The 22985-nt window shown below is 33.2% G+C and carries 23 protein-coding genes; 17 read left to right on the top strand and 6 right to left on the bottom strand.

Annotated features, from left to right (window positions below; translation table 11 throughout):
* Complete coding sequence (locus tag RM538_RS07180) at window positions 1–861, bottom strand: T9SS type A sorting domain-containing protein (protein ID WP_311332731.1); 861 nt, start codon at window positions 859–861, stop codon at window positions 1–3.
* A gap of 102 nt (window positions 862–963) precedes the next feature.
* Here RM538_RS07180 and RM538_RS07175 point away from each other — a divergent pair, with 102 nt between their 5' ends.
* The 7 genes from RM538_RS07175 (at window position 964) to dnaG (ending at window position 9347) form a co-directional block, all read left to right on the top strand.
* On the top strand, window positions 964–1110 hold the full coding sequence (locus RM538_RS07175) for a hypothetical protein (protein WP_311332730.1): 147 nt from the start codon (window positions 964–966) through the stop codon (window positions 1108–1110).
* Complete coding sequence (locus RM538_RS07170) at window positions 1073–3643, top strand: alkaline phosphatase family protein (protein ID WP_311332729.1); 2571 nt, start codon at window positions 1073–1075, stop codon at window positions 3641–3643. The genes RM538_RS07175 and RM538_RS07170 overlap by 38 nt, the downstream gene beginning before the upstream one ends.
* A 105-nt stretch (window positions 3644–3748) precedes the next feature.
* Window positions 3749–4726, top strand: a complete 978-nt coding sequence (locus RM538_RS07165) for a polyprenyl synthetase family protein (RefSeq protein ID WP_311332728.1) — start codon at window positions 3749–3751, stop codon at window positions 4724–4726.
* A gap of 94 nt (window positions 4727–4820) precedes the next feature.
* Entirely contained in the window at window positions 4821–5384 is a 564-nt protein-coding gene (locus RM538_RS07160; RefSeq protein WP_311332727.1) for an RNA polymerase sigma factor, read from the top strand.
* On the top strand, window positions 5371–6135 hold the full coding sequence (locus tag RM538_RS07155) for a hypothetical protein (RefSeq protein WP_311332726.1): 765 nt from the start codon (window positions 5371–5373) through the stop codon (window positions 6133–6135). Before RM538_RS07160 ends, RM538_RS07155 begins: the two co-directional genes overlap by 14 nt.
* Window positions 6136–6183: 48 nt before the next feature.
* Window positions 6184–7257, top strand: a complete 1074-nt coding sequence (locus RM538_RS07150) for a hypothetical protein (RefSeq protein ID WP_311332725.1) — start codon at window positions 6184–6186, stop codon at window positions 7255–7257.
* A 131-nt stretch (window positions 7258–7388) separates the two neighbouring features.
* Window positions 7389–9347, top strand: a complete 1959-nt coding sequence (gene dnaG, locus RM538_RS07145; RefSeq protein WP_311332724.1) for a DNA primase — start codon at window positions 7389–7391, stop codon at window positions 9345–9347.
* A 6-nt stretch (window positions 9348–9353) separates the two neighbouring features.
* Here the strand turns inward: dnaG and RM538_RS07140 are convergent, their stop codons facing one another.
* Both RM538_RS07140 and nadE read right to left on the bottom strand, forming a co-directional pair.
* The gene (locus RM538_RS07140; protein WP_311332723.1) at window positions 9354–9986 is read right to left on the bottom strand and encodes a response regulator transcription factor; all 633 of its coding nucleotides are present in this window, start codon (window positions 9984–9986) and stop codon (window positions 9354–9356) included.
* Between the two features lie 152 nt (window positions 9987–10138).
* Window positions 10139–10927, bottom strand: coding sequence for an NAD(+) synthase (gene nadE / locus RM538_RS07135; protein WP_311332722.1), 789 nt, complete (start codon window positions 10925–10927; stop codon window positions 10139–10141).
* A gap of 109 nt (window positions 10928–11036) precedes the next feature.
* Between nadE and gldB the strand changes: the two genes are divergently transcribed.
* From gldB to RM538_RS07120, 3 genes are read left to right on the top strand one after another with little or no spacing between them, the layout of a single operon-like run.
* The gene (gldB, locus tag RM538_RS07130) at window positions 11037–11996 is read left to right on the top strand and encodes a gliding motility lipoprotein GldB (protein WP_311332721.1); all 960 of its coding nucleotides are present in this window, start codon (window positions 11037–11039) and stop codon (window positions 11994–11996) included.
* A complete protein-coding gene (gene gldC / locus RM538_RS07125; protein ID WP_311332720.1) occupies window positions 11996–12331 on the top strand; it encodes a gliding motility protein GldC in 336 nt (111 codons plus the stop codon). The genes gldB and gldC overlap by 1 nt, the downstream gene beginning before the upstream one ends.
* A 4-nt stretch (window positions 12332–12335) precedes the next feature.
* Window positions 12336–12698: a GTPase gene (locus RM538_RS07120; RefSeq protein ID WP_311332719.1), complete on the top strand. Its 363-nt coding sequence runs from the start codon at window positions 12336–12338 to the stop codon at window positions 12696–12698.
* A gap of 5 nt (window positions 12699–12703) precedes the next feature.
* Here RM538_RS07120 and RM538_RS07115 read toward each other — a convergent pair whose 3' ends face one another.
* From RM538_RS07115 to RM538_RS07105, 3 genes are read right to left on the bottom strand one after another with little or no spacing between them, the layout of a single operon-like run.
* Window positions 12704–13519: a sulfotransferase family protein gene (locus tag RM538_RS07115; RefSeq protein WP_311332718.1), complete on the bottom strand. Its 816-nt coding sequence runs from the start codon at window positions 13517–13519 to the stop codon at window positions 12704–12706.
* A 12-nt stretch (window positions 13520–13531) separates the two neighbouring features.
* Window positions 13532–14140: a ribosome biogenesis GTP-binding protein YihA/YsxC gene (yihA, locus tag RM538_RS07110; protein WP_311332717.1), complete on the bottom strand. Its 609-nt coding sequence runs from the start codon at window positions 14138–14140 to the stop codon at window positions 13532–13534.
* Between the two features lie 11 nt (window positions 14141–14151).
* The gene (locus RM538_RS07105; RefSeq protein WP_311332716.1) at window positions 14152–14916 is read right to left on the bottom strand and encodes an alpha/beta fold hydrolase; all 765 of its coding nucleotides are present in this window, start codon (window positions 14914–14916) and stop codon (window positions 14152–14154) included.
* 309 nt (window positions 14917–15225) lie between these two features.
* Between RM538_RS07105 and mraZ the strand changes: the two genes are divergently transcribed.
* From mraZ to murD, 7 genes are read left to right on the top strand one after another with little or no spacing between them, the layout of a single operon-like run.
* On the top strand, window positions 15226–15696 hold the full coding sequence (gene mraZ / locus RM538_RS07100; RefSeq protein ID WP_311332715.1) for a division/cell wall cluster transcriptional repressor MraZ: 471 nt from the start codon (window positions 15226–15228) through the stop codon (window positions 15694–15696).
* Window positions 15683–16579 carry a 16S rRNA (cytosine(1402)-N(4))-methyltransferase RsmH gene (gene rsmH, locus RM538_RS07095; RefSeq protein WP_311332714.1) on the top strand — a complete coding sequence of 299 codons (897 nt, stop codon included), beginning with the start codon at window positions 15683–15685 and terminating at the stop codon, window positions 16577–16579. Before mraZ ends, rsmH begins: the two co-directional genes overlap by 14 nt.
* 3 nt (window positions 16580–16582) lie before the next feature.
* On the top strand, window positions 16583–16900 hold the full coding sequence (locus RM538_RS07090) for an FtsL-like putative cell division protein (RefSeq protein WP_311332713.1): 318 nt from the start codon (window positions 16583–16585) through the stop codon (window positions 16898–16900).
* A 4-nt stretch (window positions 16901–16904) separates the two neighbouring features.
* Window positions 16905–18908 carry a penicillin-binding protein gene (locus tag RM538_RS07085; protein ID WP_311332712.1) on the top strand — a complete coding sequence of 668 codons (2004 nt, stop codon included), beginning with the start codon at window positions 16905–16907 and terminating at the stop codon, window positions 18906–18908.
* Window positions 18905–20371, top strand: a complete 1467-nt coding sequence (locus tag RM538_RS07080; RefSeq protein ID WP_311332711.1) for a UDP-N-acetylmuramoyl-L-alanyl-D-glutamate--2,6-diaminopimelate ligase — start codon at window positions 18905–18907, stop codon at window positions 20369–20371. Before RM538_RS07085 ends, RM538_RS07080 begins: the two co-directional genes overlap by 4 nt.
* A 3-nt stretch (window positions 20372–20374) precedes the next feature.
* Window positions 20375–21607, top strand: coding sequence for a phospho-N-acetylmuramoyl-pentapeptide-transferase (gene mraY, locus RM538_RS07075; protein WP_311332710.1), 1233 nt, complete (start codon window positions 20375–20377; stop codon window positions 21605–21607).
* A gap of 34 nt (window positions 21608–21641) precedes the next feature.
* Entirely contained in the window at window positions 21642–22976 is a 1335-nt protein-coding gene (gene murD / locus RM538_RS07070; RefSeq protein WP_311332709.1) for a UDP-N-acetylmuramoyl-L-alanine--D-glutamate ligase, read from the top strand.
* The last annotated feature ends 9 nt before the right edge of the window (window positions 22977–22985 follow it).

The following is a 22985-nucleotide window of genomic DNA, read 5'->3' as shown; positions in this document are numbered from 1 at the left end:
TTATTTTTTAACAATTTTAAATGATTTAGCTCTACCTTCAATAGAAACTGTAGCTAAATAAACTCCACTCTCTAAAGAATTTAGATTTACTAATTCGTTTGAACTAGATAATCTTTGTGATAAAACTTGCTGTCCAAGAGTATTATGTAAAATTACATTCTCCATAGATGAAGCAGCCTTTAGGTTTAAGTTGCTGCTAGAGTCTACAAAGTACTCAAAAGATGCAAATGTATTATCATCAACTCCAAGACTTCCTTCATCTCCTACAGTAACAGGAGCATTAGGAGTTTCATCAAACGCAAAAGATTTAACAGTAACAGTACCTTCTGTAGAAGATGTTATGTTATAATCTAATTCAACCCACCCATAATGTGTATTTCCGTTGAACGCAAAAACTAACCCCATGTAAGCTACTGGGTTTGTTCCACAAAACTGGCTGTTGCTATATGCACAACCGTAAAAGTTTAAATCTCCTCTAGCACCAGGATCAGTTTGATCACTAGTATCATCTATAATATCTCCAGAAGCAAGTAAAGCTGGGTATTGAAAACCTCCAGCTGGAATTCCAATAAAAGCACCATCAACATTAGTTGTTGGAGGATCATTTGGTCCAGCTTCTCCACCAGCACGTGCCGTAAATCCAATACCGCCCGTTGCCTCAAGGAAGAAAATAGAAAAATCTATTTCAGCATCGTCATTAAGGTCAATTTGTACCGCTCCACCAGTAGCACCTCCGCCAAGTGTTAATGTTTCATCTGGAATGTCAGTAAATACAACTTGACCAGATGCTGCTCCAGCTGCTAAAATAGTAGCAGATAAAGCTCCGTAATTTTTAATTCTTTGTGTAGTAGTTTTTTTCATAAGACTAATTATTAATTATTAAGATAGTTAAACGTAAATAAATACATAACTATATCGTAAATTTACCATTATAAATCGAAAAAAAAAAATAAATATATATACATGGATAATGAAGACAAATTTCCTATTGAGGGTTCTCTTGGCATATTGGCTTTTGGCGATATAGCATTTGAGAAATGGAGAGAAGTGAAAATTGCTAACAATATTTTTAATGAAGAAGAGTATAGAGTACAAAATGAAGAAGAATAAATTATTATTAATAGGCTGGGATGCAGCAGATTGGAAAATTATTGGTCCATTATTGGCTAAAGGTCAGATGCCTCATTTGAAAAAAATTATTGACAACGGAGTTTATGGTAATATGGCTACAATGAACCCTCCATATTCTCCAATGCTTTGGTCTTCTGTAGCAACTGGAAAAACACCAGATAAACATGGTGTTTTAGGTTTTATAGAGTTATTACCAGATTTAGAGGGAGTAAGACCAGTATCTACAAATTCAAGAAAAAGCAGAGCTGTCTGGAATATTCTACACAACAAAGGATACAAAAGTAATTTAATAGGTTGGTGGCCTAGTTATCCAGCAGAGCCAATTAACGGTGTTGTCATATCAGATAAATATCAAAAAGTAAACTCCGACCCCAAAAAAAGAAAACCTTTGGATGAGAAAGCCATCCATCCATTAATCGAAAAAGAAAACTTCTTAAATTTAAGAATGTTTCCTATGGAGATTACTCAAGCTCACATTCTTCCTTTTATTCCAAGAGCTGCCGAAATAGATCAAGATGAAGATATGTTGCTTAAACCTTTTGCGAAGGTGCTTTCTCAGAATGTAACTATACAAAATGCTGTGACAAGACTATTAAGAACCACAGATTGGGACTTTACTGCAGTATATTACGATTTAATAGACCATATGTGCCACTCTTTCATGAAGTTTAGAGCACCAAAGCTTTCTAAAATAGACCAAACTAAATTTGAAATTTATAAGGATGTAGTGGATGGAGCCTACCGTTTTCAAGATATGATGCTAGGTAGAAAACTACAATTAATCGATGAGAATACTACTGTAATTGTAATGTCTGATCATGGATATGAATCTGGAAATAAAAGAATTTTAAAAATGCCAAAAGTTAATGCTGCACCAGCCATGGAGCATAGACAATTTGGTATGTTTGCTGCTATGGGGCCCAATATCAAAAAGAACACTAAAGTTTTTGGTTTAGGTTTAATAGATGTTGCACCTACCATTCTTCATCATTTTAACCTTCCAGTTGGAAAAGACATGGATGGAAACGTGATGAGGGAAATTTTTAAAGATTTTAGAGAGCCAGAATCAATCGAAAGTTGGGAAAAAGTCAAAGGTGATTTTGGTGAAGTCGATAAAACAGTTGAAGGTGAAGCTCTTTCAGACCAAGAAGCAATGGAACAACTCATTGAACTTGGTTATATAGATAAACCTGACATAGATAAAAACAAAATGATTATTAAAACTAAATGTGAACTAAAGCATAATCTTGCCACGGTCTATTTAGGTCTTAATCAACACGAAAAGGCAAAAGAAATCTTGCTAGAATTACTACAAGAAAAAGATACCGTAGATATATCAGTATACTACAAAGATTTAATAAAAATAAGCTTAACAAAAGAAAACTATTCTGAAGCTAAAAAATATTTACAATCCTTAAAGAAGGTTAAAACAGAAGTTAAATACAATTTATTTTTTATTGAATCAGAAATTTTGGATGGGGAAGGAAGAACAAAGGAAGCTCTTAACATCTTAACATCTGTAATTTCTTCTAGAGGATATATGCCAGAATTATGGAATAAAATAGGAGCACTACAATACAAACTTGGAGACTACAAATTTGCTGAGGATTCTTTTGAAAAAGCAATTTCTTTAGAGTCAGATAATGCAACTTACCACAGAAACTTAGCCGAAACTTATTATAGTTTAAAAAATTACGAAGAAGCTGTAGATTCTGCATTAACAAGTATAGAGTTAGTAAGAAATTTCCCAGCAGCTCATTTTATTCTTGCACAATCTTTAGAAAAACTTGGAGACCTAGAAAATGCAAAAAAAGCCTATTTAACAGCTGCAAGTCTTAACAATAATCTCAAAGAAAAAGAGAACCAAGCAATAGAAAATATAGAAGAAAAATTAAAACAGGTAAAATTAAACGATAAAACAGATTATAAGTATAGGGATAATCAAATAACAGTAGTTTCTGGCTTGCCTAGATCTGGGACCTCTATGATGATGCAAATGTTAAGTAATGGAGGCCTTAATCCTTTAGTAGATAATAAAAGAGAAGCAGATAAATCTAATCCAAAAGGATATTTTGAATATGAACCTGTGATGGGAATACATAAAGATAATTCTTGGCTAGGTAAAGCAAGAAATAAGTCTGTAAAAATTGTTGCTCCATTACTTAAATATATCGATACCAAGTACCGATATAAAATTATTTTCATGAAAAGAGATTTAAATGAAGTTATTAAGTCTCAATTAATAATGACAAAAAAGAATCCCGATATCTTCCCAGTAAAAATTCATAACTCTTATGTTCGATTATTAAATAATATAGAAAATTGGAAAGAAAAAGAACCAGGAGTTGAAATTATTTATGTTGATTATAAAGAAATCATAGAGAACCCAGAAGAAAATATTGAAAAAATTGAAAGCTTTTTGGGTATAGATTTAGAGAGAAGTAAAATGGAAACAGCTATAGATAAATCACTCTATAGAAATAGAAGTAAAGAGACTGAAAAGACAAAATAAGCTCTAAAGTTATAATCTCATTTTAAGGAAGCAACAAATAAAAAATGTTGCTTCTTTTTGTTTTAAGATAGTATTAACTCAAATTCATTTATTTTTGAACTACCCATGAAGATAGTTTCTAAAATTAAAGAACCCATTGAATTTGAAATGGACCTTTTTGAACGTAAGTTCTTACTTTCAATGTCTTCTAAGGTTTCTCTTCTTAATCGTATTACTCACTATGTTGTAAATAGAAAAGGAAAACAAATGCGCCCTATGTTTGTTTTTCTTATCGCAAAGATGACAGGTAATGGAGAGGTAAATGATCGTACCTATAGGGGAGCTTCAGTTATAGAGTTAATCCATACAGCAACATTAGTACACGATGATGTAGTGGATGATAGTAATAGAAGACGTGGTTTTTTTAGTATAAATGCACTTTGGAAAAATAAAATTGCGGTACTAGTTGGCGATTACTTACTATCTAAGGGATTGCTACTTTCAATAGATAATGGAGATTTTGATTTGCTGAAAATAATTTCGGTAGCTGTACGAGAAATGAGCGAGGGAGAATTACTTCAAATTGAAAAAGCTAGAAAGCTAGATATTACCGAAGAAGTCTATTACGATATTATTCGGCAAAAAACAGCAACACTTATTGCTGCATGTTGTGCTATGGGAGCACAATCTATTAATACTACAAAAGAAGAAGTAGAGCGTATGCGAAAGTTTGGAGAGCTAATAGGTATGGCATTTCAGATAAAAGATGATTTGTTTGACTATGGTGAAACCAAAATTGGAAAACCTACAGGGATTGATATTAAAGAACAAAAAATGACACTTCCTCTTATTCATGTTCTTTCTAATGCTAATCCAAAAGATAAAAAATGGCTTATTAACTCAGTTAAAAATCACAATCGTGATAAACAGAGAGTAAAAGAAGTTATTGCCTTTGTAAAAGATAATGGTGGACTTGACTATGCTACCTCAAAAATGAAACAATATCAAGAAGAGGCAATTACACTTTTAAATAATTACCCAAAAACTCCATACAAAGATGCTCTTGAGTTGATGGTTAATTATGTAATTGATAGAAAGAAATAGTATTTAAGCTATTTTCAAAACTTTATTAACCCCCCAGGCAACCTTTTTAATTTTATTTGCGTCTATATAAATAGAAACCATCGCGAAGCGACATATGAAGTTAATTTCATTACATAAAAATTATACTAAGCTCATCGCAAAAGCTAAAAAAGGAAATAGAAAAGCACAACATGAGCTGTTTCAAACTTTTTCGCCTAAGATGCTAAGTATTTGTCGCCAATATTTAAAAAATACAGACATAGCAGAAGAAGTTATGTTAAGCGGATTTTTAAAAGTGTTTACCAACCTAGATTCGTATAAATCACAAGGAAGTTTTGAAGGTTGGATACGCCGTATCATGGTAAACGAATCTATTTCTCAATTACGAAGAGAAAAGAAGTTACAATTTAATGATGCTGCAGAAATTGAAAATTCAATAGAGCATGTCGCCTATATTGAAACAGAACTAGAAGCAAACGAAATCCAGAAATTAATAGATAGTTTGCCAGAAGGATACAAAACAGTTTTTGTCTTGTATGCGTTAGAAGGATACAAACATAGTGAGATTGCAGAGTTGTTACAGATTTCAGAAAGTACTTCAAAATCTCAATTGTTTAAAGCAAGAAAGCTATTACAATCAAAAATAAAACAAAACAATAGTAGTTATGGCACCCATTAAATTAGAAGAAAATATTAGGGAGAAACTCCAAGAAAGAGAGTTGCAGCCATCTAGTGATGCATGGTCAAAGCTAGAATCTCAATTAGAAACCGAAGATGAAGGTTCAAAAAGCAAGAACAAACTTTGGTTTGCCATTGCAGCAAGTATAGCGACATTATTAATAGTTGGAGCACTTGTTTTTTCTCCTAGCAATCAAAAAACTAGTGATGTTGTTGTAGAAGACACAAACACTAAAGAGCAACAATACAATGATGAAGTTTTTAAGGAAAATACAATAGTTCAAGAAAATAATGTTGCTGAAAAAGGTATAGAAAAAGAAGAGTCAAATAATGAAGTTTTAAAACCTAACGACATACCAAGAAAGAGTCCTAAGAGTATTTCAGAAGAAAAGAAAGTAACAACGCAACAAGCTGTTGCAAGTACAGAAACTAAAGCGATAGAAACTTCTACTGAGAATATAAAAACTAAAGAAACTCCTTCTTTCATAGACACTAAAGTAACCGAAGTTGTAGCGCAAGTAAAAAATAGTGAAACTATTACTGCAGAAGAAGTTGATGTCTTGCTACTCAAAGCACAGAGAGAGATTCAAGCAGAGCGTATACTTAATGAAAGTAAAACAAAAATTGATGCAACTGCATTGCTGCAAGATGTAGAAGGTGAACTGGAACGGAGTTTTAGAGACAAGGTTTTTGAAGCCTTAGGAGAAAATTTTAATTCCATTAGAACAGCTGTTATAGAACGTAATAATTAATATTCATCAATCACGCTTTTAATCAAAAGCACTTAAAATTCGAACAACATGAAAACATTTATTTTACATGCCGCTTTGGCGGTAGCTACCCTAACTATGTCTATTGCTTACGGACAAGAAACGAAAGAGAAAACTCAAATAGAAATCCTAAAAGAGACAAAACAGCAAATTATTACTGAAGAGAAAGCTGCACTTAAAAAAGCCGTAGAACAGATAAACAGCAAATTAGAAAACAATGAAATTTCTAGTACAGAGGCTGATAATTTAAAGAACGAAGCTGCGCAAAAACATGCCCTTAATATTGAGAATAGACTTGCTATTATTGACAATAAAATTGCATTATTAGAAAGAAATGGAACGGACAACAATACTCAAGTAGGAGCTAAAGTTGAACTCTTTGCAGATGGCGACAATGAGGAAGCAGATTCTTTTTTTGGTGTTAGAGTAACAAACAATGATAGCGATGATAGAAGAAAGTACGACCGTAGAACAAAATCTTTATTCGTGTTCTCTTTTGGGCTTAATAACGTGCTAATAGATGGGCAATCCTTAGACGATTCTCCCTATAAAGTTGGAGGTAGTAGGTATGCAGAGTTAGGGCTTGCTTGGAGTACACGCGTTTTCAAAGAGAGTAACTGGTTACGGTTTAAGTATGGATTTTCTTTTCAATTTAATGGCTTAAAGCCAACAGATAATAGAGTTTTTGTAGATACTGGAGATCAAACTGAGTTGCAGACTTTTCCTGTGGATCTGGACAAGTCAAAATTTAGAATGGATAACCTTGTTTTTCCTGTTCATTTCGAGTTTGGTCCTTCAAAGAAAATTGAAGGTAAAAATTACTTCCGATACAGCACTCATGATAAATTTAAATTCGGAATTGGGGGGTATGCTGGATTTAATTTAGGAACGCGTCAAAAACTAAAGTTTGAAGAAAATAACGAAGATGTAAAACAAAAATTAAAAGCTAATTATAATACTAACAATTTTATTTATGGTTTAAGCGGATATATTGGGTATAGTGATATTTCGCTTTATGTAAAATATGACCTTAATACCATTTTTAAAAATAACCCTGTAAAGCAGCGAAACATTTCGCTAGGTGTGCGTTGGGATTGGGATTAGGTGTTATAGTATAGATTGTTTATTTTGCCTAAGGCTTCAGAAAATTTCTGAAGCCTTTTCTTGTTTTTTCACTACATATTAAAAGATAATGATTAGCTATATTTACATTTCAAAATCACCAAGCTTACAATTTGATTTCTAGAACCACCATAGATAATGTATTTGAAACTGCTCGAGTAGAAGAGGTGATAGGTGATTTTGTTCAGTTAAAAAAATCAGGCAGTAATTTTAAAGGGTTAAGTCCTTTTAGTGATGAGCGCACCCCAAGTTTTATGGTGTCGCCGGTAAAGCAGATTTGGAAAGATTTTTCAAGTGGGAAGGGTGGTAATGTGGTTGCTTTTTTAATGGAGCATGAACATTTTACATATCCTGAGGCCATTAAATATCTTGCTAATAAATATGGTATTGAAATTGAAGAGACCGAGCAAACCAATGAGCAAAAAGAACAAGCAAATGAGCGCGAAAGCTTATACCTAGTAAGTGAGTTTGCAAAAGAATATTTCCATACAACATTATTAAAAACTGAAGAAGGTAAAGCAATAGGGCTTAGCTATTTTAAAGAACGTGGTTTTACGGAAGAAACAGTAGAAAAATTTCAGTTAGGGTATTCTCCAGATTCATGGGACGCTTTTACTAGTCACGCCATTAAAAAAGGATATAAACTCGAATTCCTCGAAAAAACAGGATTAACTATTGTTAAAGAAGAAAAGCAATTTGACCGTTTTAAGGGTCGTGTGATGTTCCCAATACGTAGCATGAGTGGGCGTACACTTGGTTTTGGAGGAAGGATATTAAGGAACGATAAAAAAGCTGCAAAATACCTTAACTCTCCAGAAAGTGATATCTATCATAAAAGTAAAGTACTTTATGGTATTTATCATGCCAAGCAAAGCATTGCGAAAGAAGATAATTGTTATCTAGTTGAAGGGTATACAGATGTGATACAGTTTCATCAATCTGGGATTAAAAATGTTGTTTCCTCTTCGGGTACAGCATTAACTTCAGAGCAAATTAGATTAATTAATAGGCTTTCAAAAAATATAACAGTTCTCTTTGATGGTGATGCTGCTGGATTGCGAGCTTCGTTGCGTGGGGTAGATTTAATCTTAGAACAGGGAATGAATGTAAAAATTTGCACATTCCCAGAGGGAGAAGACCCAGATAGCTTTGCAAAAAATAATTCCCTAGAAGAACTTACACTATATCTTGAAGAAAATGCGCAGGATTTTATCAATTTTAAAGCTTCACTTCTTGCTGCTGAGGCTAAAAATGATCCCATAAAGAAAGCAGAAACTATTAGGGATATGGTAGTAAGTATCGCTAAGATTCCTGATGTAATAAAGCAAGAGGTATATCTTAAAGAGTGTTCTCGTATCATGGATATTAGCGAAGAGGTTCTCTTTAATACACTAGCACAAATTCTTCAGAAGGATAAAAGAGATGCTTCAAAAAAACAGCCATCTAAACCAATGGAGGTTGTACCACAAGAAAAAGAAGTGGTTGCTAAAGTAAATGTTCAATTTGAGTTAGAAAGAAAAATTATTGAACTTTTATTGTTGTATGGGAGCATAGAAGAAGAGTTTGAAGATTTAATTCTCGAAGCTAATGAAGAAGGTGCTATACAGTTAAAGCCAGAGAAGATAACAAGCAAAGTTTTTGAAAAAATCTATTTGGATTTACAAGATGATGAGATAGAGTTTGCAAACGAAGAGTTTAAAGAAATTTACTATCAAATTATTACTAAACTTAATCAAGAACAACACTTACAAATAGATAGTTTTGTAAACAGTCTTTCTCCAGAGCATGCTAATGTTGTTACTCATATTTTAATGGAAGAGGAAAAATATATTTTGCATGACTGGGAACGAAATGAGATTTACGTAAAAGAAAAAAAATATTCTATTGCTCAAGTTGTAAGTGAAACAATATTAAATTTTAGAAGAGAATTACTTGCCCAAAAAATTGAAGAACTTTCTCAAGAGGTAAAAGAAGAAGAAAAAACTTCTGAAAAAGAAAATAGCCTACAAGATATTGTAGACTATATTTCATTAAAAAAAGTACTTTCGGAAAAACTTCGTAGAGTTTTATAATACTAACTACCCAAATTGAAACATTCGGGATTGGTGAATTAGGTCAGCTAGGTTATCTACTTTTAGTTTTTTAAGTAGTCTTGTTTTGTATGTACTTACTGTTTTTTCGTTAATGTTAAGTGCGTTTGCAATGTCTTTGTTTCTCTTTCCTCTTGAAAGCAAATTGAGTACTTCTATTTCTCTAGAAGACAATTTTTTATAGCGACTTATAGCACTTGTTTCACCAACATTTCTACTAGTAAAAGTAGATGTTAACTCTTCATTTAAGAAAATACCGCCTTTTGCAATTTGCTTTAAGGCTTTCATAAATATTTTTGATGAAGCTGTTTTAGGTACATATCCAGCAGCTCCAGATTTGATGGATCTAAGTGCATAAATTTCCTCTGGGTGAGTAGAAAAAATTAAGACACGCATGTCTGGGAATTCATTTTTGATACCCCGTAAGGCGTTGATACCATTAATTTGAGGCATATCAATTTCCATGACTAAGATGTCTGGTGTTTCCTCATGAAGACATTTGTATAATTCTGAACCATTATTTGCCTTAGCGATTATTTTAAAATCACTAGTTTTTTTGAGCATACAACTTATACCTTTTCGGGTTATAGGATGATGGTCTGCAATTAAAATTTTCTTCATTCTATTTTTTAAATTTTAACAATATACTTCTAAAGCATAAGTTAATATTGGGGTTTTTGTAATACTTAGACTACAAATCAAAACTAAAAAAAAGAAAACTTACTTTTAATATTATTCGTCAAACTCCTAGAATACTCGTTTAAGAACCTATTTTACCTTAAATTTAGAGGTATTTCACAGATAGGAATTGGGTTCATTTTGTGCTGATTTGCTCTATTAAGTTTTAAGTACAACTCATATACTACTTTTTCACGACCTTGAAAATCTGAAGCGCTTTTATTTTCATCTTGCATTTTCATAGCCCACTCTAATTCGTCATAGCTAGCTCCAATTTGGTCTTCGTCTGTTCTACTATCACCAAAAAGACCGTCGGTTGGAGCAGCTTCTAAAATAGATTGTGGTACTTCTAGGTACTTTCCAACCTTATAAACCTCACTTTTTAGTAAGTCTGCAATAGGGCTTAAATCTACACCTCCATCACCATATTTTGTGTAAAATCCTACTCCAAAATCTTCTACCTTGTTCCCAGTTCCACAAACTAGATATCTGTGAAGTCCGGCAAAATAGTATAATGTTGTCATGCGCAATCTAGCACGGGTATTGGCTAAGCTTAAATCAAGATAGGTGTCATCATTTGTAGGTGGAATTTCGGTTTTAAACTCTTCAAAAACTGGGGTAAGGTCAACACGTACATCTGTAACATTAGCAAACCTCTTTTTAAGTTGTGCAATATGTTCTTGTGCTCTGGTGACTTGACTTTCAGCTTGATGAATAGGCATTTCTACACACAATGTTCTTAATCCGGTTTTTGCACACAAAGTAGAGGTCACGGCAGAGTCTATACCACCACTTACTCCTACAACAAAACCATCCATTTTTGCATTTACTGCATACTCTTTTAACCAGTTAATAATGTAGTGTGTTATTTTGTCTATTTGCATTTTTTGAGTTTTTAATTGTAAATAATAATACCTTTGCAATCAAAGAATAATTAGGTAAAATTTTAGAATAAAGATAAAGACTCCACGTTAAAGAGACAATTCTAGTTGTATGAAATATTTGTTATATGTAGTATTTTTTTTATTGCTTTTTTCTTGTGAAGAAAAAAGTAACCTTGATGAGGAAATAGCTAAAGTAGAGGTTGAAATAGCTATAGAACGTTTTGACAAAGAGTTTGCAGCTACTACACCAGAAACATTAACAGCAACAAAAGAGAAGTACCCTATTTTCTTTCCGAAACAATTTAATGATAGTGTATGGATACAGCGTATTGAGGACACACTTCAACAAGAATTAAACAGAGAGGTTCAAAAAGTATTTCCTAATAACGACTTTATAGAAGACGAGTTATATGATGTATTTCAACATATAAAATATTATTTTCCAGAATTTAAAGCACCTATAGTATACACAACGACTAGTGATGTAGATTACCAGAACAAAGTAATTCTGGCAGATTCTATTTTAGTTATTGGGCTAGACACTTACCTTGGAGCAGAACATTATTTCTATGAAGGAATCCCGTTATATATTTCTCAAAACCTAAAGAAAGAACAATTAGACGAAGACGTAGCGACTGCTTATGCAAAGCAACTTATTAAAGTGCCAAGTAAAAACAACTTATTGTCGCTAATGGTTTATTATGGAAAAGAATTGTACTTAAAAGATATATGGCTTCCAGAGAATACCGATGCCGAAAAAATAGGTTATACTAAAGAGCAAATGGATTGGGCAAATGATAATGAAGAATATATCTGGCGAAACTTTATTGAGAATGAGTTACTTTATAGCACTAATCAAAAGCTTCCAGCTCGCTTTATAAACCCAGCTCCTTTTTCAAAATTTTATTTAGAAATAGATAATGAATCTCCTGGAATGACAGGAAGGTTTATAGGCTGGCAGATTGTGAGAGCTTTTATGAATAATACTGATACGACGGTTAAAGAACTTATGTTAATTAATGAAGAAGAGTTATTTAACCAATCTAAATACAAACCTAAAAAGAACTAATGGCAAAGCATAATTCGCAAATACTAATAGACGTAGCACTAGACGAAAACAAAGTACCAGAAAAATTACATTGGACAGCAAAAGATGGAGGTGTAGAAAATGAAGAAGCAAAAGCGGTTTTTGTTTCTGTATGGGATCACAAAACAAAAGAGTCGCTTCGTATTGATTTATGGACTAAAGAAATGCCTCTTGATGAAATGAAAATATTTTTCCATCAAACATTAACAGCTATGGCAGATACTTTTAATCGCGCAACAAATGACCAAAAAATGACAGATACTATGAAGGATTTTTGTGATTATTTTGCCGAAAAACTAGAGTTAAAAAAAGAATAGTTTCTTGAAACTTATCTTTGTTTATAATGCCAATGCTGGCAAGATTAATGCCTTGTTAGATTCTGCCCATAAAATGGTAAGTCCAGCTACGTATAATTGTAATTTATGCGATATTACCTTCGGAATTTTTTCTGAAAATACAATTTGGAAAAACTTTAGAGAGTCCTCAGAGATAGAAATGGTCTTTCTTCATAAAGACGAATTTTTAAAGCAGTATAAGTCTAAGTGGTTGCCGAAATATGATTTTCCAGTTATTCTTTCTGAAGAGAATGGAGCTTTAGAAGTTTTTATTTCAACTGAAACACTTAATCAAATTAAAACAGCTTCAGAATTAATTAGGTTAATTGAAACTTCTTTTAGGGTATAAGTCTACTAAGACTTTATTTTTAACCAATGTGACAAATCCCTTCCAGTCATTATTTCTATTTCATTGATATCTTTAGAGACGTGATTAATTATATATTGTTTTGTTTCTCTAGTTAGAATAGGTTTTTTGTCAATAAATTTTGGACTATAGGTGTAATTTTTTAGAATAAGTAAAACCTTTTTAACCTTCTCAAAAATAGTTTTAGGATTATCATATTTGTGATGAAGCACACGTTTGTCAAAACTTTTATTAGCATTCAAATATTTTTCATCTACTTCGATAGCATCAATATCTAAAAATTCGAAAATTGAATCCAATACTTGTTGGTAGGATTTTATAAAGTCTTCAAAAAATAATAGTAATACATTTTCTTCACCAAATAATTCTTGATAAGGCTTAATTTGCATTGCGTATTTTCCTGTATCTATATAATGAATGTTATTTAACACAGCATTATTTATGTTTTCTATAGTTTCATGTCCTCTATTGTAAGTATGAGTATAATACGAGATGATGCGATCTACAGGGTTTCTCATGATGTATATAATCTTCATTTCTGGATTATACTCATAAATATCATTATGAATGTTTTTGTTGTAGTGTGGATGCTTAGAATAATTTGTTGAGCCTTCTCCGTATAGTTTTGTATTCTTTTTAAACAAAGAGTGATATGAGTCTAGTTTATCCCTCCAATTACTTTCGCTGAAAAACTGCGGTTCTTTTGGTTCACTAAAACAGATATCTGGATGTTGTGTTAAGGCGTTACAAAGGCTGGTAGTTGCAGATTTAGCAGCTCCAATAAGTAAAAAATCTACTTTCATGAGGTATGCCTATTATAATACTGCGTTAACACTCTGGTTTATCTCACCAATATAACCGAGTAGTTCATCTCGGCCCATAGCGTTAGTAGAAGAAGTAATAAAATAATTAGGTATCTCTTCCCATTGCTCTAGTAGCTTGGTTTTGTAAGCTTCAATATTTCTTGTAAGTGCATTGGGTTTAAGTTTATCGCCTTTAGTAAAAATTATAGAAAAAGGAATTTGCCCTTCGCCTAAATATTGCATAAATTCTAAATCAATAGGTTGTGGTTCATGCCTACAGTCTACTAATACAAATGCAGAAACTAATTGCTTTCTTTTTTCAAAATAGTTGGTAATAAATTTTTGAAAGGTCTTTTTGGCTTTTTTACTTACTCTAGCATATCCATATCCAGGCAAATCTACCAAATACCAATTTTTATTAATTAGAAAATGGTTAATAAGCTGTGTTTTACCTGGTCTTCCAGAAGTTTTAGCTAAACTTTTTCGCTGCATCAACATATTAATGAGTGAAGATTTGCCCACATTAGACCTGCCAATAAAAGCATATTCTGGCAACTTGTTCTTTGGGCATTTTGCAACATCGCTATTGCTCATTACAAATTCAGCAGATTTAATATGCATACTATTTTAGTCTAAAATTTACGTTCTTGTAGCCAAGCGTACAGTAAATCATTAAAGGTGTCTGGGTGTTCCATCATTGCGGCATGGCCACATTTGTCTATCCAATAAAGATTAGAGTCTGGTAGTAATTCATGAAACTCATCTGCAACTTCTGGAGGAGTTACATTATCATTTTTACCCCATATAATACAAGTAGGAGTTTTCATTGATGGTAGGTCTTTTGCCATGTTATGACGTATGGCGCTTTTAGCAATTGCAAGTGTACGTATTAGTTTATTGCGGTCATTAACTGTATCATATACATCATCTACAATTTCTTTGGTTGCAACAGTAGGGTCATAAAAAACGTTCTCAGCTTTTTTCTGAATGTAATCGCGGTCTCCTCTTTTAGGATAACTTTCTCCCATAGCACTTTCATATAATCCAGAACTTCCTGTGATTACAAGCGCTTTTATTTTTTCTGGAAATAGCTTTGTACATAATAATCCTATATGTCCACCAAGTGAATTGCCTAATAAAATAACGTCTTCATTACCAGTATGGTCAATAAAATCTTTTACATATTTAGCAAAATTCTTCACATTGGTTTTGAGAACTGTCATTTTATAGATAGGCAGCTCTGGAATTAAAATTTTGTAGCCTTTTTCAGGAAAAAAATTAGAAACCCCGTCAAAATTACTAAGCCCTCCCATAAGTCCATGTAAGATTATAATAGGAGTGCCTTCGCCCAATTCTAAATACGTAAATTTTCCCTCTTTCTTTAAAGTTTCTGCCATATATGGTTGTGTGCAATAACTCGACAAAAATACACTTTTTTTAATTGTTAAAGCTATTGGTTGTTATTCTGTGTAATTAAAATAATCAGCATCAAATTAAACTACAATGCTATAGAAACAAGTAGTCAATCTTTATAATCTTTCCTTTCAATTGCATACAAATTACTAAGTTTTTAACAAACAAAGGCACTATATACCCTTTAAATTCCGTTAGTGGTAAAACTTATCAACAAAGTGGTAAAATGTGGAATAAAGTGGTAAAACTTATTTATATTTGAATCTACAACCAATCAATACAATTAAATTGTAATGCTCAATCTTATAGGAACATACGAATGTAAAGCAGACGTCAAAGGACGTGTGATGGTTCCTAATGCGTTAAAAAAACAATTGAACCCTGCTTTAGCAGATGGTTTTGTGATTAAGCGTGCAGTTTTTCAAAATTGTCTTGAATTGTACCCAATGAAAGAGTGGAATGCGCTCATGGAAAAGATGAATGCGCTAAACAGGTTTAATAGGAAGAATGTAGATTTTATTCGTCGTTTTACAGCAGGAGTAAAAACTGTAAATCTTGATAGTACGGGGAGATTAAATATTCCTAAAGATTTAGCTGTTTTTGCAGGTATTGATAAAGAGGTTGTTGTCTCTTCGGCTATTAATATCGTTGAGATTTGGGATAAAAATAAATACGAACAAGCCATTAATGATGCTGCCAATGATTTTGCAGATCTGGCTGAAGATGTAATGGGAGATGCTAACACAATTGATGGAATATCATAATCCAGTCTTACTAAACGAAACCGTAGATGGGTTAGCAATTAATCCAGAAGGCGTATATGTAGATGTCACTTTTGGAGGAGGAGGGCACTCTCGGGAAATATTAAATAGGTTAAATGAGAATGGAAAGCTCATTGCCTTTGACCAAGATACAGATGCGCTTGAGAATGCTATCGATGACTCAAGGTTTTTATTAATAAATGAAAATTTTAGGTTTCTCAAGCGCTTTTTAAGGTTTTATGGTATTACTGAAGTAGATGGTATACTGGGAGACTTTGGTGTTTCGTCACATCAGTTTGATGTTGCAGAAAGAGGATTTTCTACTCGTTTTGAAGCTGAGCTAGATATGCGAATGAATCAAAATGATAGTTTTTCGGCCTACGATGTAGTAAATGCTTATGAAGAGGCAAAACTTAGAAGTGTTTTGTCACAATATGGAGAGTTAAGAGCTGCAGCTGGTATGGCACGAGTAATCTGTGAAGCAAGGCAAAATGAACCTATTAAGTCTAGCGAACAATTAAAAAAAGCATTAGGGAGGTTTTTACCAAAACATAAAGAGAATAAAATTTTAGCTCAAGTGTATCAAGCTATCCGTATTGAAGTAAACCAAGAGTTAGACGCATTAAAAGAGTTTTTAATGCAAAGTGTTGAGGTGTTAAAAAAGGAAGGTAGACTAAGTTTAATAAGTTACCATTCTCTTGAAGATAGGTTGGTAAAACGTTTTATGAGAAATGGAATGTTTGAAGGAGAACCAGAGAAAGACGTTTTTGGTAGAGTGGAAGTTCCGCTAAAACCTGTTGGAAAATTTATTATTCCTAGTGAAGAAGAAATTAAAACAAATAATAGAGCTAGAAGTGCGAAACTAAGAATTGCAAAAAAATTGTAACCGTTGAAAAAAAATTTTTACAACATATTAAAAGGGAAATTTCTTGTAAGCGATGATGCTTTTAGAAACTGGCGATTTATCATTTTTCTTTCATTTCTGGCGCTTATTATGATTGCTAGTTCACACTCAGCAGACAAAAAAGTGCATCGTATTGCAAAACTAAGCAATGATGTAAAGGAGCTTAAGAGTGAATACCTGGATGTGCGGAAGCAACTTATGCAATCCAAGATGGAAACCAAGATAACAAAGGCGATGGAAAAAAGAGGATTACAACCTTCTGTCCTGCCGCCTCAAGTACTAAAGATAACAACAAAAAAGTAGCGCGGTGTCTCAAAAAGAAACGAACATATTAAACCGCTTATATTTTATCGCTGGGAGTATGTTTGTCTTTGCGATACTTATAGCTATTAAGCTTGCAGATATCCAGTTTGTGGATGGCGAGAAGTATCGTGCGTTAGCTGAAAAAAATACAACTAAAAACTTCACAATCCCTGCCAATCGTGGTAATGTCTATGCAGATGATGGAAGTCTTCTTGCGAGTTCTGTGCCTAAATACGATATACGTTTTGATGCAGTTACGGTTTCTTCAGCAGATTTTAAAGAGCATTTAGTTCCGCTTTCAAAAAAACTTGGAAAATTATTCAATAGGCCTGCTTCTTATTACCAAAATCTATTCAGAAAAGCACGGGCTAATAAAAACAGGTACTTATCTGTTGCTAAAAATTTGGGCTATTCAGATTACGTACAAGTTAAAAATATGCCGCTGTTTAATAAAGGACCGTATAAGGGTGGAATTATTGTCGAGCAAAGAACAGTACGTGAACATCCAATGGGTAAAATAGGAGCGCGTCTTGTAGGTGACGAAGCAAAAAATAGACCAGGCTACTATGCAGTTGGTCTAGAAGGTGCATTCCATGAATATTTAAACGGAAAAGAAGGTCATAGGCTTAAACAAAAGATTGCAAAAGGACAATGGAAGCCTGTCTATGATGATAACGAAGTAGAGCCCCAAGATGGATACGATGTAATGTCTACAATTAATGTAAATATCCAAGATATTGCACATCACGCCTTACTTAAACAATTGGAGTATTATGAGGCAGATCACGGTAGTGTGATTGTAATGGAAGTAAAAACAGGAGAGATTAAAGCGGTCTCTAATTTAGGAAGAAGCAGAAATGGCACCTATTACGAACGCCTTAATTATGCAGTAGGAGAATCTTCGGAGCCTGGTTCTACTTTTAAAACTATTGCGATGACAGTTGCTCTAGACCAAAAAGTAATTGACACTTCTACTATAGTTGATACTGAAAAAGGAAAAATCAGAATGTATGGTCGCACTATTTCAGATTCTAAAAATGGCGGCTACGGAAAAATTTCAGCAGCGAGAGCACTAGAAGTTTCTTCAAATATCGGATTGGCTCGTCTAATTAATGAAGCTTACAAAGACAATCCCAAAAAGTTTACAGATAAGCTAAAAGACTGGGGCCTTAATAAAAGAATTGGTATTCCAATTAAAGGAGAAGGAAAGCCTGTAATTTATGAGAAAGGGGATGAGTTTTGGAGTAGAAATGCTTTGCCATCTATGTCGTATGGATATAACTTGGAGATGACGCCTTTACAGCTTTTAACCTTTTACAATGCAATTGCTAATGATGGTAAAATGGTAAAGCCATTATTTATAAAAGAGGTAAGAGCTTGGAATCAAGTAATAGAGGATTTTGATACAGAAGTAATAGACAATCAAATTGCATCAAAAGCTACGATTGGAAAAATTCAAACAATATTAGAAAACGTAGTAAAAAGAGGAACAGGTGATGGATTGTATTCTGAATATTTCTCTATGGCTGGTAAAACAGGAACAGCAAGAACAGAGTATGCCAATACTGCTGAATGGGAAAAGGATAGAAAGTACGTATCGTCTTTTGCAGGCTATTTTCCTGCAGATAATCCAAAATATTCTTGCATTGTAGTTATACACAAACCTAGTACTAAAAAGGGCTACTATGGGGCAGATGTTACTGGGCCTGTATTTAAAAGAATTGCACAAAAAATTTTTACCGACTCTCCTTTAAGAGCAGAGGTAGTAGATATAGATAAAGAAGATGAAATTATAGTAAATGACTTTGAATCATACTATGAAAAAGCTGGGAAAACTACTCAAAAAGTCCCACAGGTAAAAGGAATGGCTGGCATGGATGCAGTAGCGCTTCTGGAAAACCTTGGGTTAAAAGTAAGAGTAGTTGGGAATGGTACTGTAAAAGAACAATCCATACCAAGTGGAGCACCTATAAAAAACGGACAACAAATAGTACTTAATTTATCGTGATAGTATTAAAAGACATATTGTATAAAGTAACCTTAGAAAAAGTAGTGGGAAATACTGCTACGGCTATTAGGGAGTTACATTTTGATTCTAGAAAAATAGGATTAGATGATGTCTTTGTAGCTATTAAGGGTACTATTAGTGATGGACATGAGTATATTAAAAAAGCAGTAGATCAAGGAGCTATTGCTATTATTTGCGAGGTATTACCAGAACAAATGGTTAATGGAGTAACCTATGTTGAGGTTGCAGATAGCCAGCAAGCACTTGCAATTATGGCAGCCAATTATTACGAGAACCCTTCAGAAGAAATAATGTTAATTGGGGCTACGGGCACAAATGGTAAAACAACGATTACAACTTTATTGTATAATCTTTTTTTAGGCTTAGGCTATACTTGTGGATTACTCTCTACGGTAAAAGTTATGATAGGTGCAAAAGAGTATAAAGCTACTCATACAACGCCAGATTCACTTACCATTAATAAGTACTTAAGAGCCATGGTAGATGCTGGAATAGAGTACTGTTTTATGGAAGTGAGCTCTCATGGAATTGCCCAAAAGCGAACTGAAGCACTTAGGTTTGATGGAGGAATTTTTACAAATCTTTCTCATGATCATCTAGATTATCATAAAGATTTTGCAGAATACCGAAATGTAAAAAAACAGTTTTTTGATGATTTACCAAAGAATGCTTTTTCATTAGTAAATATAGACGATAAGAATGGGGCTTTTATGCTTCAGAATACAAACTCAAAAAAATATACCTACGCATTAAAAAGCATTGCTGATTATAAAGCACATGTACTAGAAAATCATTTTGGAGGTCTCTTGCTTAAGATAGAAAGTCATGAATTATGGGTAAAACTCATAGGCAACTTTAATGCATACAACGTTCTTGCTATCTATGCTTCAGCAAAATTACTAGATGTAGATACTATTGAATTATTACAACAACTAAGCACTCTTGAAAGCGTTTCTGGAAGATTTCAATATACTGTTTCACGAGAACAGAAAATTACGGCAATTGTGGATTATGCGCACACTCCAGATGCTTTAAAAAATGTACTAGAAACTATTAATGCGATTAGAACTGGGAATGAAGAACTTATCACGGTTGTAGGTTGTGGTGGCGATAGAGACGCTACTAAGCGTCCAAAAATGGGCAACATAGCTTCACAACTAAGTACCAAAGTAATTTTTACAAGCGATAACCCTAGGACCGAAAATCCAGATACTATAATTGAAGAAATAGAATCTGGGGTCTCTCCAGAAAACTTTAAAAAGATGCTTTCCATAACAGATAGGAAACAGGCTATTAAAACAGCATGTCAAATGGCTATGGAAAACGATATCATTTTAATTGCTGGAAAGGGGCACGAAACCTATCAAGAAATTAATGGAGAGCGATTTGACTTTGATGATTTTAAAATTGTAACCAACCTATTAACCAACCTAAAAAAGTAGCAAATGTTATACTATTTATTTGAATACTTAGAGAAAGAATTTCAGATGCCTGGAGCAAGCTTGTTTGGTTTTATAACCTTTAGAGCAGCTTTGGCAGTTATTCTCTCTTTGTTTATAGCTACTGTTTTTGGAAAAAGAATTATTAAGTTTTTGCAGCGTAAGCAAATGGGAGAAACCATTCGCGACTTAGGTTTAGCTGGACAAAACGAAAAAGCAGGAACTCCTACAATGGGTGGAGTAATAATCATTTTGGCAACTTTAATCCCTGTGTTGCTTCTAGCAAAGCTTGAAAATATTTACGTAATCATGCTAATCGTTACAACCTTATGGATGGGAACTATTGGTTTTATTGACGATTATCTTAAAAAGTTTAAAAATGACAAAGCTGGACTCCCTGGAAAATTTAAAGTAATAGGGCAAGTAGGTCTTGGGATTTTTATAGGTTCTATTATGTATTTTCATCCAGATATAACAGTAAAAAGAGAAATTGTAAATCCTGTAAATTCTACCGAAGTCATTACTCAAAATTCTCCTAGAGAATTTTATCCAGAAGAAAAAACATTACTTACTACCATCCCTTTCGTAAAGCAAAATGAATTTAATTATGAAAGCTTAATTTCTTGGGCAGGAGAAAACTATAAAGACTACATCTGGCTCATTTTTATCCCTATTGTAATATTCATTATTACAGCAGTATCAAATGGCGCTAATCTAACCGATGGTATTGATGGATTAGCTGCAGGCTCATCTGCTATAATTGCTATAACCTTAGCATTGTTTGCATGGATTTCTGGTAATGTAGTTTTTAGTGACTATCTCAATGTAATGTATATACCCAATACAGGAGAACTAACCATTTTTATAACAGCATTTGTAGGAGCGCTTATTGGATTCCTGTGGTACAATACCTATCCAGCACAAGTTTTTATGGGTGATACAGGAAGCTTAACTATAGGCGGTATTATCGCAGTAATAGCAATAGCGATTAGAAAGGAACTATTGATTCCAATTCTATGCGGAATCTTTTTAATGGAAAACCTTTCAGTTGTAATGCAAGTGAGTTGGTTTAAATACACTAAAAAGAAATACGGTGCAGGTAGAAGGATTTTTAGAATGTCGCCATTACATCATCATTATCAAGTAAAAGGATTTCATGAAAGTAAGATAGTAACACGATTTTGGATTGTTGGGATTTTTCTGGCAATTATCACAATTGTAACATTAAAAATTAGATAAAAAACCATGGCGTCTTTACGTCTTTACGAGATAAATGAGTAAGAAGCTAATAATATTAGGAGCAGGAGAAAGTGGAGTAGGGTCGGCTATTTTGGGAAAGCAAAAGGGGTTTGAAGTCTTTGTTTCAGACTTCGGAAAAATAAACGAAATATATAAACAAGTTCTTATACATCATGAATTGGACTGGGAAGAAGGAGGTCATTCAGAAGAAAAAATTTTACCAGCAGACCTTGTAATGAAAAGCCCTGGAATACCAGATACGGCAGCTATTGTGCAAAGATTAGTTGGCAAAGGAGTTCCTGTAATTTCTGAAATAGAATTTGCATCAAGGTATACAGATGCAACACTTGTTGGAATAACAGGAAGTAACGGAAAAACAACCACAGCTACCTTGGCTTATGAAATTTTAAAACAAGAATTAAACGTCGCTTTAGGTGGAAATATAGGAAAGAGTTTTGCGGGCTTGATAGCAGAGAATGGTTTTGAAAATTATGTTTTAGAGATAAGCAGTTTTCAATTAGATGGTACTGTCAATTTTGCACCAAACATTGCAGTACTAACAAACCTAAGTCCAGATCATTTAGATAGATATGAATATGATTATAAAAAGTATATCGCTTCAAAATTCAAGATTACAAAAAATCAAACTGAAGCAGACTATTTTATTTACGATGGAGATGATGAAGATATATTGGAAGGTCTAAAAAACCATCCTACTAAAGCAAAAAAATTACCTTTTTCACTTACAAAAAAAGTAACTGAAGGAGCGTATTTAAATAATAAAGAAATAATAATAACAGTTAATAATACCCAACATACTATGCCAATTGCAACATTAGGACTACAAGGACAGCACAACACAAAAAATGCTATGGCTGCGTCTACCATAGCTACACTTTTAAAGATTAGGAAATCAACCATAAGAGAGTCTTTGTCAAATTTTCATGGAGTAGAACATCGCCTTGAAAAGGTACTTAAGATTAATAACGTAATGTACATCAACGACTCTAAGGCAACCAACGTAAATGCTACTTTTTATGCCTTAGATAGTATGGAAGTTCCTACCGTTTGGATTGTAGGAGGTGTCGATAAAGGGAACGATTACACTTCGTTACTTCCGTTAGTGAATGAAAAAGTAAAAGCGATTATTTGCTTAGGGTTAGATAATGAAAAGATTAAACAGTCCTTTAGCAATGCAGTTGATATAATAGTTGAAACTGCTGGTATGCAAGAAGCAATTAAAGTCGCATATAAATTAGCCGAAAGAGGAGATAATGTATTGCTCTCTCCAGCCTGTGCAAGCTTTGATTTGTTTACTAATTATGAAGACAGAGGAAGACAGTTTAAGGAAGCAGTAAGAAATTTATAATTATAAAGT

The sequence above is a fragment of the Patiriisocius hiemis genome, assembly GCF_031846325.1.
Taxonomy (GTDB): domain Bacteria; phylum Bacteroidota; class Bacteroidia; order Flavobacteriales; family Flavobacteriaceae; genus Patiriisocius_A; species Patiriisocius_A hiemis.
The sequence above is the reverse complement of the archived record's forward strand: the minus strand, read 5'-3'. Positions and strand labels throughout refer to the sequence as shown.

Excerpts from the sequence above, each read along its gene's own strand:
- RM538_RS07180 (WP_311332731.1), bottom strand. The coding sequence starts at position 861 with ATGAAAAAAACTACTACACAAAGAATTAAAAATTACGGAGCTTTATCT.
- RM538_RS07175 (WP_311332730.1), top strand. The coding sequence starts at position 964 with ATGGATAATGAAGACAAATTTCCTATTGAGGGTTCTCTTGGCATATTG.
- RM538_RS07170 (WP_311332729.1), top strand. The coding sequence starts at position 1,073 with ATGAAGAAGAGTATAGAGTACAAAATGAAGAAGAATAAATTATTATTA.
- RM538_RS07165 (WP_311332728.1), top strand. The coding sequence starts at position 3,749 with ATGAAGATAGTTTCTAAAATTAAAGAACCCATTGAATTTGAAATGGAC.
- RM538_RS07160 (WP_311332727.1), top strand. The coding sequence starts at position 4,821 with ATGAAGTTAATTTCATTACATAAAAATTATACTAAGCTCATCGCAAAA.
- RM538_RS07155 (WP_311332726.1), top strand. The coding sequence starts at position 5,371 with ATGGCACCCATTAAATTAGAAGAAAATATTAGGGAGAAACTCCAAGAA.
- RM538_RS07150 (WP_311332725.1), top strand. The coding sequence starts at position 6,184 with ATGAAAACATTTATTTTACATGCCGCTTTGGCGGTAGCTACCCTAACT.
- RM538_RS07140 (WP_311332723.1), bottom strand. The coding sequence starts at position 9,986 with ATGAAGAAAATTTTAATTGCAGACCATCATCCTATAACCCGAAAAGGT.
- nadE (WP_311332722.1), bottom strand. The coding sequence starts at position 10,927 with ATGCAAATAGACAAAATAACACACTACATTATTAACTGGTTAAAAGAG.
- gldB (WP_311332721.1), top strand. The coding sequence starts at position 11,037 with ATGAAATATTTGTTATATGTAGTATTTTTTTTATTGCTTTTTTCTTGT.
- gldC (WP_311332720.1), top strand. The coding sequence starts at position 11,996 with ATGGCAAAGCATAATTCGCAAATACTAATAGACGTAGCACTAGACGAA.
- RM538_RS07115 (WP_311332718.1), bottom strand. The coding sequence starts at position 13,519 with ATGAAAGTAGATTTTTTACTTATTGGAGCTGCTAAATCTGCAACTACC.
- yihA (WP_311332717.1), bottom strand. The coding sequence starts at position 14,140 with ATGCATATTAAATCTGCTGAATTTGTAATGAGCAATAGCGATGTTGCA.
- RM538_RS07105 (WP_311332716.1), bottom strand. The coding sequence starts at position 14,916 with ATGGCAGAAACTTTAAAGAAAGAGGGAAAATTTACGTATTTAGAATTG.
- mraZ (WP_311332715.1), top strand. The coding sequence starts at position 15,226 with ATGCTCAATCTTATAGGAACATACGAATGTAAAGCAGACGTCAAAGGA.
- rsmH (WP_311332714.1), top strand. The coding sequence starts at position 15,683 with ATGGAATATCATAATCCAGTCTTACTAAACGAAACCGTAGATGGGTTA.
- mraY (WP_311332710.1), top strand. The coding sequence starts at position 20,375 with ATGTTATACTATTTATTTGAATACTTAGAGAAAGAATTTCAGATGCCT.
- murD (WP_311332709.1), top strand. The coding sequence starts at position 21,642 with ATGAGTAAGAAGCTAATAATATTAGGAGCAGGAGAAAGTGGAGTAGGG.